Genomic DNA, 11,461 nt, shown 5'->3' with positions numbered 1-11,461 from the left:
GGGCCGCGCTCACGCGCACCGGGACAGCTCCCAGCGCAGTTGGGCCTCCGACGGAGACTGGACCGGGATGAACGCGGCCTCGCGGTAGCGCCGGCTCGCCGGGGTTCGGCTCGCGTAACCCTTGCCGCCGGCGGTGCGGATCTCCAAATCCGTGCTCGCGCCGGACAATTGGGCAGCGTCGAGCCGCAGCGACAGCAATTCCTTCTTTGTCGGCGGCGTCGGACCGCCCACGGCCGCGGCCAACCGGGCCAAGGTGGCCTCGGCCAAGGACAGCCGTTCCGTGATCGCGTCGACCTCGGCGGCGAAGACGGAGTTGACGCCCGCGAGCCCCAGCCTGCTCTGTTGCAGGGCGGTTTTCGTCAGCCCCAGGCACATGGCCGACTGCAGGACGAGGAAGGTCGGGCGCACCGTCTGCAGGAACCCGTCGAAGTCGCGCGACAGCACCTGCTCACCGGGAACGTAGACAGCGTTCAGGTTCAGGTTCGACGAGGCGGTGCTGCCCAACGCCAACAGGTCGAAGTGGTCGCCCACGGCCACGCCCGGCGCATCCACCGGCACGGCCACGATCAGCCTTTCGCCCCCGTCGGTGCGCACCGCCGTGACCATCGTCGAGTCGGCGTAGAGGTTGCTGGCCCAGCGGATCGGGCCCGACACCTCGTAGCCGCCCGGAACCGGGGTGGCCGCCAATTCCACGACGCCGCAGCCCGCGGCCTCCTTGAACGCCGCCGCCATTGCCGTGACTCCGAGCGCCGCTCCCGCGAGCAGCGGCTGGACCGCGGCCGCGCTGAACGGGGTTGCGGCGGTGAGCAAGTACTCCACCGGAATCCGGTGTGCCCACAGCGAAAATCCGGTGCTCAGGCACTCACCGGAGACCAGCCGGATCACGTCGGCCATTTCGGGCAGGCGGGCGTCGGCGTTTCCGGGGGCGCCGATGCCGAGCAGGCCGGCGGCGCCGAGGGCCGCGAAACTGCGGCGGGACTGGTGTCCGCCGCGGTCCAATTCGGCGGCGTGGGCCCGAATGTCCTCCAGCAGTTCGAGATCCAACCGGCCGGCCGCGGGGTTCATCGTCGCCGTCATGTCAGTGATTCCTCATGTCTTGTCGCTGGAAAGGCTGGAAAGGCTCGACTCGACGCGCACCGGGCGCTGGAACGTGTTCACCACCGGCGACCACGCGATCGCGGTGTCGTGAATGTCCTTCAGCGTCGCGTCGTCGGCATCGCCGGCCAGGGTGACGTTGCACCGAACCGCGGTGAAACCCAGCCGTTTCCCGGCCGGGGTGTCGCCGACGCCCCATACGGCCGAGATGTCGATGTCGCCCTCCATCTCGACCTCGATCTTGGTCAGCGTCACGCCGCGGTGCGTGGCGTTCGCCAGCAGGCCGACCGAGATGCAGGACCCCAGCGCGGCCAGGGCGGTTTCCGAGGGGTTGGGCGCCGAGTCGTCACCGAGGAGCGCGGGCGGTTCGCCGACCAGCATCGGCGCCAGATCGCGCACGTAGGTCATGTTGCGAAAGCCCGCCTCGCAAACCGTCGTGGCTTTCAGCGTCTTCTTGCCGGTCTCGGGGTTGGCCTTGGCGTTACAGGACAGCCGGTCGAGTCCCTCGGCGTCGATGACGAGCGCGTTGCTCATGAAACTTCCTCCGTTTTCGCACTGTTGCTCGGGTGGTCACGGAGTTAGTGCTCGTGACGACCGATGTGTGACGGCGGGCGGCATCGGCGCACGGCCCGGATCGGCGGCCCGGCTTGCCTGAAACATCGGGGCCGCCGGGGATCGCGCGGCCGCGGGACGGGTTGCTCGGCACGACGTACTCTGCCCGATGTAGTGGGCTTCGTCGGTCCGTTGCCGGGCGGCCACGGTAGCTGATCGGGTGCGGCGACGCGTTCGGCGGGCAGGTCGCGGGCCGCCGAGCCGTCCGTTCAATGAATAAAATCCCGCGGATCTTTTGGCGCCGGTCGACCCGCCGAGCGCTGCGGCGGTGGCGAGCGTCAGGTGTCGGGCGGCTGCGTCACGAAGTCGATGAGCTCCTCGACGCGGCCGATGAGCTCCGGCTCCAGATCGTTCCAGTCCCGCACCCGCGAGCGAATGTGCCGCCAGGCCCGGGCGATGTCCGCCTGACCGGCGTAGGGCAGGCCCAGCGCCGCGCACGCGCCGTGCTTCCACTGCATGTGCCGCGGCACAACCGGCCAGGCGGCCAGGCCGAGCCGTTGCGGTTTCACCGCCTGCCAGATGTCCACGTACGGGTGGCCGACGACCAGGGTGTGCGGCCCGCCCGGTCCTCGTCGTACCGCCTCGGCGATCCGCGCCTCCTTCGATCCGGCCACCAGGTGGTCGACGAGCACGCCCAACCGGCGCCCGGGCCCCGGCGCGAACTCCGCCACGACGCCCACCAGATCGTCGATGCCACCGAGGTGCTCGACGACGACCCCCTCGATGCGCAAGTCCTCGCCCCACACCTGTGCGATGAGTTCGGCGTCGTGGCGACCCTCGACGTAGATGCGGCTGGCGAGCGCGACCCGGGCGCGGGCGCCGGGCACCGCGACGGAGCCGGACGCCGTTTTGGCCGTGGCGGGAGGCGCAGCGCGTCGCGGCGCGGTGAGTATGACCGGGCGGCCGTCGATCAGATATCCGGGGCCCAACGGGAAACCGCGGGTGCGGCCGTGCCGGTCCTCCAGCTGGACGCGGCCGTATTCGACGCGGACCACCGCGCCGACGTAGCCGGTTTCCACGTCCTCCACGACCAAGCCGAGCTCGGCGGGGTGCTCGGTCGAGCGGGGCTTGCGCCGGCGCGCGGCCAGGACATCGGTTCCATAGCGATCCACCACCGGGCAATCCTAGAAAGCCTTGCCGGCGAACACCGTTGCGGCACGCCCGCGCGGACGGGATGGAATCGCCGCAAGGGCGGCGATAATCGTTACAGAAATTTTGCGGCGGTCAATAACCGATAAGGCGCAAAAGAGCCATGCCTTTGTCGAAAAGATTCGAAATAAAAATGGGCGCGTAACCGTGGTGTTACCGGGCTATTGCCGTTGTCACTGCTAAGTTTTAAGCACCGCTAGTTTTCAGCGTGTGGCGGTTAGCGAGGTGGACGTATGGATCTGTCCCATTGGGTGTCAAGCATTGTCGCGTTTTTGCGGGCGGGCTACGCCGGCGGCGTGCCGGCCACCGGTCACCCGCTGCCGGGTCGGCGCCCGTCCAGCGACGAGATCACCGCCATCACAAGCGAACTCGTCATGCAAAGGCATCGGCCGATCAGCACCGTCGATGTCGGCGTGGCGATCACCCGCGTCACGGACGCAATGCCCACCGAAGACGACATCGCGCGCGTCAAGCGCCGCCTCGATGCGATGGGTTCCGCGCGCGGGTGAATAGGTCGGCTCAGGAGGTCGGCCCGACCGGACCGCCGCAGGCCGCCAGGAAGTCCGCGTAGTCCCACGTCTGCAAGAACTGTTGGCCCGCTCGCAGTCCGCGTTGATACAGGGCGTCGCGCTGCTCGGCGGTGATGTCGAAGTCGATCGGACTCATTTCGTCGGCGGGCACGAAGATGGTGCGCCGCACGGTGCACGGGTCGTCGATGTAGGCGTTGTCCTGATTGCTCACCAGCGTCTCGATCGCCGCGATTCCCAGCGACACCGGCCCGCGGACCGGATGGGTGGGAGGAATGCCGGGACGCGCCGACAAGCGGATGCCGAACGTCGGCCAGCGCGGGTCCGGCCGGTCGAACAGCTGCACCGGGAAATCCGATAGCAATCCCCCGTCGACCCAGGTGGCGCCGGCCACCCGAACCGGTTCGAACACATACGGAATCGCCGAGGAGGCGTGCACCGCCCGGGCGACCGGAAATCCGTCGGGGTCGATGCCGTAGGAGCCGAGGTCCCACGGGATACGGACCAGCCTGCGCCGCGACAGGTCGCTGGCGGCCACGACCAGCGACCAGGCGAACTGTTCGGATTCCTCGCCGGTGCGCAGGTCTCCGAAAGTGTGCACACCCAGGTCGCCGAGCAGGCCGGCCAGCAGCCGTTCGAGGTACGCGCCGCGGTAGACACCGTCGTTCAGCAACAGCGAAAGTCCGCCGCCGATCACCGGCGTCTTCCCAATCAGGCTGCGGTCCAAGAATTTCCGGTAGTCGATGTGGCGCATCACTTCGGCGAGCCGGGTCAGCGGTTCGCCGGCGACCTGCAGCGCGGCCACCAGGGAAGCCACCACCGCGCCGGCGCTGCTACCGGCGATGCGGGGAAACCGGTAGCCGGCCTGGGTCAGGGCGTCGACCGCTCCGACCAGCCCGATGCCGCGGACGCCGCCGCCCTCGAAGACCAGGTCGGCGGTGTTCGGGAGGTCCTCAGGCAAGTCGATCACCGTCCGTGCCGAAGAAGTGCACATGCCCGGGCTCCGGATGCAGCCGCACCCGGCTGCCTTTCTCCGGCGGGTGACGCCCGTCGGCGCGCGCGACGATCGGCTGGTCGATCACCTTGCCGGAGCCCGTGATCCGGCCGTACACGTAGGCGTCGGCCCCGAGCTCCTCGACCACGTCGACTTCCATCTCCACGCCAACGCCACCGAGCTCGAAGTGCTCGGGACGGACACCGACCACGACTTCGCTTGCCGAGCCGGCGATCTGGCGCGGAACCTGGATGGGCCAGTCCCCCAGCGACACCGAGGAATCGACTATCGGCAGCCTGAACAGATTCATCGCCGGGGAGCCGATGAAGCCCGCGACGAAGACGTTCCCGGGATTGCGGTAGAGCTCGCGCGGCGCCGCACACTGTTGCAGCACACCGTCGCACAGCACCGCCACCCGGTCGCCCATGGTCATCGCCTCGACCTGATCGTGGGTGACGTAGACGGTGGTGGTGCCCAGCCGGCGTTGCAACGCGGCGATCTGGTTGCGGGTCTGCACCCGCAGCTTGGCGTCCAGATTGGACAGCGGCTCGTCCATCAAGAACACCTGGGGGCGACGCACGATCGCCCGGCCCATCGCCACCCGCTGACGCTGCCCGCCGGAAAGGTCTTTGGGTTTGCGGTCCAGATAGGGTTGCAGGTCAAGCAGTTTGGCGGCGGCCAGCACCTGCTCGCGGATCTCGGCCTTCGGGGTCTTGGCGATCTTGAGGGCAAAGCCCATGTTCTGCGCCACCGTCATGTGGGGGTATAGCGCGTAATTCTGGAAGACCATCGCGACGTCGCGATCCTTGGGATCGATGTGCGTGACGTCGCGGTCGCCGATGCGGATGCGTCCGGAGTCCACCGTTTCCAGCCCGGCGACCATCCGCAGCGAGGTCGTCTTGCCGCACCCGGAAGGCCCCACCAGGACCACGAATTCGCCGTCGCCGACCGCGAGGTCCAAACCGTCGAGCGCCGGGCGCTCAGCCCCGGGGTAGCGCCGCGTCGCCTGCTCGAAGCTCACCGACGCCATCGGCTACCCGCCCATCCCGGTGACGGCGATGCCGCGGACGAAGGAACGCTGCGCGATCGCGTAGATGACGACCAAAGGCACCATGATGATCATCGAGGCCGCCATGATGATGGGCCAGCGCGCGACGTACTCGCCGCGCAGCCGGACCAGGCCGAGCGTCAGCGTCGCCAGGCTGTTGCGTTGCAGCATCAGCAGCGGCCACAAAAAGTCGTTCCACACGTTGACCCAGGTAAGCACGGCAAGCACCAGCACCGCGGGCCGGGCGTGCGGCAGCAGGATGCGCCAGTAAATCTGCCACGGGGAACAGCCGTCAAGGATCGCCGCCTCCTCGAGATCGGTTGGCAGTGTTCGGAAGAACTGCCGCATGAGGTATGTGCCGAACGCGCTGCCGAAAAGGCCCGGAACGATCATCGCCCAGGGCGTGTCGACCCAGCCCAGGGCCCGCATCAGGATGAACTGCGGGATCACCGTAACGGTCAGCGGCACCATCAGCGTGCCCAGGTACAGCACGAACAGGGTGTCGCGGCCGCGAAAATGCAGCCGGGCGAACGCGTACCCCGCCAGTGAGCAGAAGAACACCTGCCCCGCGGTGACGCAGCCGGCGTACAGCACGGTGTTGAAGAACATGCGCCAGAACGGCAGCAGCGAGAACACCTCGGTGTAGTTGGACCACCGCGGGTGAGCCGGCAGCAGCCTGGGCTCGGTGACCTCGCCTTCCCTTTTCAGCGAACCCGACACCGCCCAGGCGATCGGGAACAGCCAGCACCACGCGATGCCCAGCAGCGCGCAGTAGACCGCGACGGCCCGCAGGACGCCGCGCCTGAATACCCGCTCAGCGGAGGCCACTCGCGGCCTCCAGGGATCGTTGCCGCGTGAACCGCAGTTGCAGCACGGTCAGCACCAGCAAGATGGCAAACATCACCCACGCCAGCGCGGACGCGTAGCCGAATTCCAAGAACGAGAACGCGTGCTGGAACAGCATGATGCCCAGCACGTAGGTTGCGGATTCCGGTCCACCGTTGGCGCCGTTGAGGACATAGATCAGGTCGAACGCCTGGAACGCGTGGATGATCGAAATGACCACGACGAACGACATGGCCCCCCGGATCAACGGCACAGTGATGAACACGAACTGCCGGATCTCGCCCGCGCCATCGATTCTGGCCGCCTCGTACACCGTCTCCGGCACGCCCTGCATCGCCGCGAGCAAGATCACGGTGGCGAACGGCACGCTCCTCCACACGCTGACCATGCACAGCGAGACCATGGCCCACTTGGGGTCGACCAGCCACGGGACGGGGCCGATCCCCACCCAGCCGAGCATGATGTTGAGCAGGCCGTTGTCGGTGTTGAAGACGAACTGCCACACCACGGCCATGACCACCGACGAGATGGCCAGCGGCAGAAACACGATGGTGCGAAAGACGCCGATCCCCTTGACCTTCCGGTTGAGCACGCCGGCCACGACCAGGCTGACCACAATGGTCGGCACGACCGTCCCCACGGTGAAGACGACCGTGTTGCGGATGGCGATCAAAAACAGCGGGTCAGACGTGAAGAGCTGCTGAAAGTTCCTCAGCCCCACGAACTTCGGCGGCCTGAACACGTCCCACTGCTGAAAGCTCATGTACAGCGAGAATCCGAGCGGAAAGAGCATGAACACCGCCACCGCGGCCAGGTTCGGCGCGACGAACAGGCGACCGGCCCGCGCGCGCCGGCGCGAGATCTGGCCCTTGGGCCGCTTCACGCCGGCCGGCGTGGCGGCGGGTGTGTCCACCGACGTCATGGGCTGCGCAGCACCTCGTCGAGCGCGGGCGATAGGTCGGCCAGCGACGCCGCCGGGCGAGATCCGCGCAGCACCGGTCCGAAGCTGCGGTCCATCAGCGCAACGATCTTCTCCCAGGCCGGGGTGACCGGCAGCCCTTCCGAATTCACCGGACCCTCGGTGAGGATCGCGAGGTTGTCGACGCCGCGATGCGCCTCGGCGAACCCGGTCGCGCTGAGCGCGGACCGCAGCACCGGCACGAACAGGCTGGACTCACCGATCAACGCCTGGCCGACCGGGCCGGTCGCAAATTTGACGAATTCCCAAGCCTGCTCCTTGCGCGGACTGCTCGCGGAGATCGCCAGCCCGGTGGACCCGATGTTGGATCGTGCGGGCTGCCCCCGCCGCCGCGGCCCCACCGGCAACGCGGTGACGTCGAAGTCCAGGCCGTCGGCGCGGATGAACGTCTGGTACCGCCAGTGGCCGCCCATCGCGATCGCCGCCCGGCCCGACGCGAACAGGTCGGGCGTGGACATCGACTGCACCTCGGATGCGTTGGGGGCCACCTTGTGCTTGTTGGCGAGGTCGGCGTAGAACTGCACGGCCTCGATGAACGCGTCGTCGCCGAAGTTGAAGTGGGTCGGGTTCATCAGCGGGCTGGACCACGGCACACCGTTGTTCATGGCGAACAGCCCGGCGGAGTAGTACGAGAACCACATGTTGACGAAGCCCCACTGGGTGACCCGGCCCGACGCCGCCCGCTTCGTCAGGGCGGTGGCGGTCTCGAGGAACTCCTCGAAGCTCCACGGGTGCTCCCAGGACTTGGGCGGCCCCGGCACCCCGGCCTCGGCGAACAGCCGCTTGTTGAAGAACAGGTAGTTTCCCGACCACTGCTCGGGAAATGCGTATTGGCCCCCGTCGAACCTGAAGGAGTCATAAAGCGCGCCGATGCCGTCGGACTTCAGTTCCGCAGCGAAGGCCGGGTCGCGGGCCAGCATCGTGTTGAGGTCCAGCAGCACGCCCCGGGCCGCCAGTTCGGCGTAGGTCAAATCCCAGGTCATCAGCACGTCGGGGCACTTGCCGCCGGCGCAGAACGTCGACAGTTGCTGCATGACGCCGGGCGCCGACAGCACGGGCCGGACCTTGATGTCGGGATGGCGGCGCTGGAATTCGTCGACGATGCGGATCCGGGCGTCGCGTTCGTCGGGGTTGGCCGCGAAGAAGAACGTCAGCGCGTCGTCGTCGCCGGGAGCGCAGCCGGCGGCCCCGGGGGCCAGCGCCGCCGCGGCGAGGGCCCCGGCGCCGCGCAGCAGGTTCCGCCGCCCGAACGGCCTATCGACCATGGTGCTCCCGGGGTCGCCGAGTGGCCGGTTGCCCCGCCGGCCGTGTCCGGCGTCCTTGGTACCGGATGCGCCTGTGGTCTGGCTGAGACGCCCCGCCCGGCAGCGCCAGAACGGCTTCCCGCAGGCGGGCGGCGTCGCCGGTGATGTCGATCGTATGGATGCGGTTGTCGGCGCCGATCCCGATCCGCAGCATCGCCCGCGGGCGCCCGCGGGGGGCGATGACGATGCCCGGGGCACCGTCGATGAGCACGACGGCGCCGACCCGCGCCCGCCGGGCGAAGCGGCGGGTCTCCTCGGCGACCTCCCTGGCGCCGCGCACCTCGAGCGGAACGTCGCCGGGGACCAGCGCGGGATCGACCCGACGCACCACGTCGGGGGCCAACAGGTCGAGCAACGTCGCGATGTCGCCGCCGCGGGAGGCCGCCAAGAACGCTTCGACGATCTCGAGGTGGTCGGCGGCGCGGCTGGGTGGGACGGCCGGGCCCTCGTGCAGTCGCCCGCGGGCCCGGCTGGCCAGCTTCTTCGCGGCGGCCGGCGACCGGTCCAGCACGGCGGCGATGTCCTCGAACGGCATCGCGAACACGTCGTGCAGCACGAAGGCCACGCGCTGCGCCGGCGAGAGCCGATCGAGCACGACGAGCAGCGCCCGGTCGACCGCGTCGGCCAGCAGCGCCTCCTCGTCGGCCGGTGCGGCGGCGCTGCCGGCCAACCGGTCCAGCTCGTCGGTGCCGGCCAGCGGTCGCTCGGCCCGTCGCGCGCGGGCGCGCAGCTGGTCGAACGCCTCGTGGGCGGTGATCGTGGTGAACCAGCCGGTGAGGTTGTGAACGGCGTGGAAGTCGGAACGGCTGGCCTTGAGCCAGGCCGACTGCACCGCGTCGTCGGCGTCGGCGGCCGAGCCCAACAGCTGGAACGCGACCGACCTCAGGCGCGGTCGGTCGGCATCGAAGCGTTGGGCGAGATCCACGAGATCCTGTTGTGCGGTCATGGGTCACCTTTTCTGTACGGGAGTCGTCAAGACGATGACCGCATCCGTCGAACTTTCTTTTGCAAAGGAGACCAGCACCATGACCCTATCGATTGTGCGCCGCCGCGTGTGCCGCGGCCATCCGGCTCGCCGCTTCCGAAACAGCTGCGTGCCAAGGCATTGACGGCAGATGAACACCGCATGCGTCGTCGTCGCGCTGACGACCGCCGTTGTCACCGCCGGCATTGCCCTAGCCGACTTCGTTCCCGCCGGCTTCGTGCTGGCGAACTCGGCCGAGGTGGGGGTGCCGCGTTCGTGGTTGCCGGCGCTGGGGGCCGCCAAGCTAGCCGGGGCCGCCGGGCTGGTCGTCGGGCTGCTGGGCCTGCGCGCGTTGGGAATTGCGGCCGCGGCGGGCCTCGTGCTGTTTTTCGTCGGCGCCGTCGTCACCCATTTGAGGGCACGCGTCTTGTACAACATCGCGTTTCCCGGCGCCTACTTGGGCCTGTCGGCGGCGACGCTGGCGCTGATGCTCGCGCGCTGAACCGCGCTGGCCCCGGCAACGTGTCTTCGGCCGCCCCGTTGTCGTCAGGCGGGAAAGTAGCGGATCCGGTTGACGGCGTTTCCCCGCCGCGTCACGTCGGCGAAGACGAGGGCGCGCCCGCGCGCCGAGTCCAGCGAAACCGCGACCGTGGGGCCCGCGCCGATCATCTTGGTGCAGCCGGCCCCGTTGAGTCGCTCGACGAGTTCGGTGGCGTCGAGCGCGTCGTCGTCACCCAATGTTATTGGGCCGCTTGACGATAACGCGCGCAGGGCGGCCGGTTTGTCCTCCCGGGCGAGGGCATCGAGGAACGTCCGCACCCGCCGCTTGTGCCGTGCGCCGGCCCGCCGGAAGCCCGTCATGAAGCCGGCCGCGCCCGGTAGTCCTTGATTGGCGAACAGGCCGCGCGACAGCTGCACGGCCGGCCCGGCCGCCCGCGATCCGGTGCGCAGGAACTGCAGCATCATCGCCGGCAGCTCCCAGTAGGCGCGCAACCGGGCAATCCGCCAGTCCCCGTTGGCTTCTCGCAAATCTTCTCGAAGGTCTTCTCGCAGGTCATAGCGCAGGATCGCCGGGATGTGCATGGTCACGTCCGAGCCCATCGACACCTCGAGTTCGAGATCGCGCAGCACCGCGGTGCCGAACACGATGTCGAGGTCGCGGCGGAACGTGATGTCCCGCGGGCCGATGAAGGTGTCGTAGAAACGGCCGATCTGCGCGTGCCCCACGTGCGGGCGCGAACCCACCGGGTCTTCCACCCGGCCGTCGGCGGTGAACAGCCCCACCCATCCGGCGCGGTCGTGCGAGGCGGCCGCCTGCGGGGAGCGCTCCGCCGCGGCGAGCAGCCGCCCCCGATCCGGCGGCAGCGCCATCAGAGGGTGCCAACCAGCTCGACGCCCGCGTCGCGCATCTCTTCCAGGGCCTGGCCGGCCGACTCGGGCGCCACGGCCGCCGTGAGGCCCAGCAGCACCCTGGTCGTCAAACCGGCCCCCGCCGCGTCCTGCGCGGTCCGGCGGACGCAATGGTCGGTGGCGATGCCGACCACGTCGACGGCGTCGACCCCCCGGCGGCGCAGCCAGTCGAGCAGCGGGGTTCCCTCCTCGTCGACGCCCTCGAAGCCGCTGTAGGCGGCGGCATGGTGCCCCTTGCGGAAGACCGCCTCGATCCGGCCGGTGTCGAGGTCGGGGCGTAGATCCGCGCCCGGGGTTCCGGCGACGCAGTGCGGCGGCCAGGACGACGAGAAGTCGGGGTGGTCGGAGAAGTGGTCGCCCGGGTCGACATGGAAGTCCTGGGTTGCCACGACGTGGGCGTAGGCGGGGTCGGCAGCCAAGTGCTCGTTGATGGCCGAAGCCAGCCGCGCGCCCCCGCCGACCGGCAGCGAGCCGCCCTCGCAGAAGTCGTTTTGCACGTCGACGATGATCAACGCCCGCACGCACTCCACCCT

At 69.1% G+C, this 11,461-nt stretch carries 13 protein-coding genes; 2 read left to right on the top strand and 11 right to left on the bottom strand.

Annotated elements, in window-relative coordinates; genetic code table 11:
- Positions 1-9 precede the first annotated feature (9 nt).
- The 3 genes from AWC19_RS19060 to AWC19_RS19050 all read right to left on the bottom strand — a co-directional run bounded on the left by AWC19_RS19060 (position 10) and on the right by AWC19_RS19050 (position 2,822).
- A complete protein-coding gene (locus tag AWC19_RS19060) occupies positions 10-1,077 on the bottom strand; it encodes an acyl-CoA dehydrogenase family protein (protein ID WP_085079568.1) in 1,068 nt (355 codons plus the stop codon).
- 12 nt (positions 1,078-1,089) lie between these two features.
- Complete coding sequence (locus AWC19_RS19055; protein ID WP_085079567.1) at positions 1,090-1,629, bottom strand: OsmC family protein; 540 nt, start codon at positions 1,627-1,629, stop codon at positions 1,090-1,092.
- Between the two features lie 356 nt (positions 1,630-1,985).
- Positions 1,986-2,822 (bottom strand): DUF3097 domain-containing protein, encoded by an 837-nt coding sequence (locus AWC19_RS19050; protein ID WP_085079566.1) that lies wholly within the window; start codon positions 2,820-2,822, stop codon positions 1,986-1,988.
- A gap of 267 nt (positions 2,823-3,089) precedes the next feature.
- On the opposite strand from AWC19_RS19050, the gene AWC19_RS19045 reads away from it, so the two are divergent.
- Positions 3,090-3,365 carry a DUF3349 domain-containing protein gene (locus AWC19_RS19045; RefSeq protein WP_085079565.1) on the top strand — a complete coding sequence of 92 codons (276 nt, stop codon included), beginning with the start codon at positions 3,090-3,092 and terminating at the stop codon, positions 3,363-3,365.
- Between the two features lie 10 nt (positions 3,366-3,375).
- Here the strand turns inward: AWC19_RS19045 and AWC19_RS19040 are convergent, their stop codons facing one another.
- From AWC19_RS19040 to AWC19_RS19015, 6 genes are read right to left on the bottom strand one after another with little or no spacing between them, the layout of a single operon-like run.
- On the bottom strand, positions 3,376-4,344 hold the full coding sequence (locus AWC19_RS19040; RefSeq protein ID WP_245849139.1) for a patatin-like phospholipase family protein: 969 nt from the start codon (positions 4,342-4,344) through the stop codon (positions 3,376-3,378).
- On the bottom strand, positions 4,337-5,407 hold the full coding sequence (locus AWC19_RS19035; RefSeq protein WP_085079588.1) for an ABC transporter ATP-binding protein: 1,071 nt from the start codon (positions 5,405-5,407) through the stop codon (positions 4,337-4,339). Before AWC19_RS19035 ends, AWC19_RS19040 begins: the two co-directional genes overlap by 8 nt.
- A 3-nt stretch (positions 5,408-5,410) precedes the next feature.
- A complete protein-coding gene (locus AWC19_RS19030) occupies positions 5,411-6,253 on the bottom strand; it encodes a carbohydrate ABC transporter permease (protein WP_085079563.1) in 843 nt (280 codons plus the stop codon).
- On the bottom strand, positions 6,240-7,193 hold the full coding sequence (locus tag AWC19_RS19025) for a carbohydrate ABC transporter permease (RefSeq protein WP_085079562.1): 954 nt from the start codon (positions 7,191-7,193) through the stop codon (positions 6,240-6,242). Before AWC19_RS19025 ends, AWC19_RS19030 begins: the two co-directional genes overlap by 14 nt.
- Positions 7,190-8,515, bottom strand: coding sequence for an ABC transporter substrate-binding protein (locus AWC19_RS19020; protein ID WP_085079561.1), 1,326 nt, complete (start codon positions 8,513-8,515; stop codon positions 7,190-7,192). Before AWC19_RS19020 ends, AWC19_RS19025 begins: the two co-directional genes overlap by 4 nt.
- Positions 8,505-9,500 carry a sigma-70 family RNA polymerase sigma factor gene (locus tag AWC19_RS19015; protein WP_085079560.1) on the bottom strand — a complete coding sequence of 332 codons (996 nt, stop codon included), beginning with the start codon at positions 9,498-9,500 and terminating at the stop codon, positions 8,505-8,507. The genes AWC19_RS19020 and AWC19_RS19015 overlap by 11 nt, the downstream gene beginning before the upstream one ends.
- Before the next feature lie 169 nt (positions 9,501-9,669).
- Here AWC19_RS19015 and AWC19_RS19010 point away from each other — a divergent pair, with 169 nt between their 5' ends.
- On the top strand, positions 9,670-10,020 hold the full coding sequence (locus AWC19_RS19010) for a DoxX family protein (protein ID WP_085079559.1): 351 nt from the start codon (positions 9,670-9,672) through the stop codon (positions 10,018-10,020).
- Positions 10,021-10,064: 44 nt separating this feature from the next.
- Here the strand turns inward: AWC19_RS19010 and AWC19_RS19005 are convergent, their stop codons facing one another.
- Together AWC19_RS19005 and pncA are read right to left on the bottom strand one after the other, a co-directional pair.
- Positions 10,065-10,889, bottom strand: coding sequence for a nuclear transport factor 2 family protein (locus tag AWC19_RS19005; protein WP_085079558.1), 825 nt, complete (start codon positions 10,887-10,889; stop codon positions 10,065-10,067).
- Complete coding sequence (gene pncA, locus AWC19_RS19000; RefSeq protein WP_158090911.1) at positions 10,889-11,449, bottom strand: pyrazinamidase PncA; 561 nt, start codon at positions 11,447-11,449, stop codon at positions 10,889-10,891. Before pncA ends, AWC19_RS19005 begins: the two co-directional genes overlap by 1 nt.
- Positions 11,450-11,461: the final 12 nt, after the last annotated feature.

It is taken from the genome of Mycobacterium palustre (genome assembly GCF_002101785.1).
Taxonomy (GTDB): Bacteria; Actinomycetota; Actinomycetes; order Mycobacteriales; family Mycobacteriaceae; genus Mycobacterium; species Mycobacterium palustre.
This window is presented reverse-complemented; position numbering and strand designations above follow the sequence as displayed.

Bases quoted from the DNA above. Each gene is read 5' to 3' on its own strand.
- AWC19_RS19055 (WP_085079567.1), bottom strand. From the start codon at position 1,629: ATGAGCAACGCGCTCGTCATCGACGCCGAGGGACTCGACCGGCTGTCC.
- AWC19_RS19025 (WP_085079562.1), bottom strand. From the start codon at position 7,193: ATGACGTCGGTGGACACACCCGCCGCCACGCCGGCCGGCGTGAAGCGG.
- AWC19_RS19005 (WP_085079558.1), bottom strand. From the start codon at position 10,889: ATGGCGCTGCCGCCGGATCGGGGGCGGCTGCTCGCCGCGGCGGAGCGC.
- AWC19_RS19010 (WP_085079559.1), top strand. From the start codon at position 9,670: ATGAACACCGCATGCGTCGTCGTCGCGCTGACGACCGCCGTTGTCACC.
- AWC19_RS19035 (WP_085079588.1), bottom strand. From the start codon at position 5,407: ATGGCGTCGGTGAGCTTCGAGCAGGCGACGCGGCGCTACCCCGGGGCT.
- AWC19_RS19015 (WP_085079560.1), bottom strand. From the start codon at position 9,500: ATGACCGCACAACAGGATCTCGTGGATCTCGCCCAACGCTTCGATGCC.
- AWC19_RS19045 (WP_085079565.1), top strand. From the start codon at position 3,090: ATGGATCTGTCCCATTGGGTGTCAAGCATTGTCGCGTTTTTGCGGGCG.
- AWC19_RS19020 (WP_085079561.1), bottom strand. From the start codon at position 8,515: ATGGTCGATAGGCCGTTCGGGCGGCGGAACCTGCTGCGCGGCGCCGGG.
- AWC19_RS19060 (WP_085079568.1), bottom strand. From the start codon at position 1,077: ATGACGGCGACGATGAACCCCGCGGCCGGCCGGTTGGATCTCGAACTG.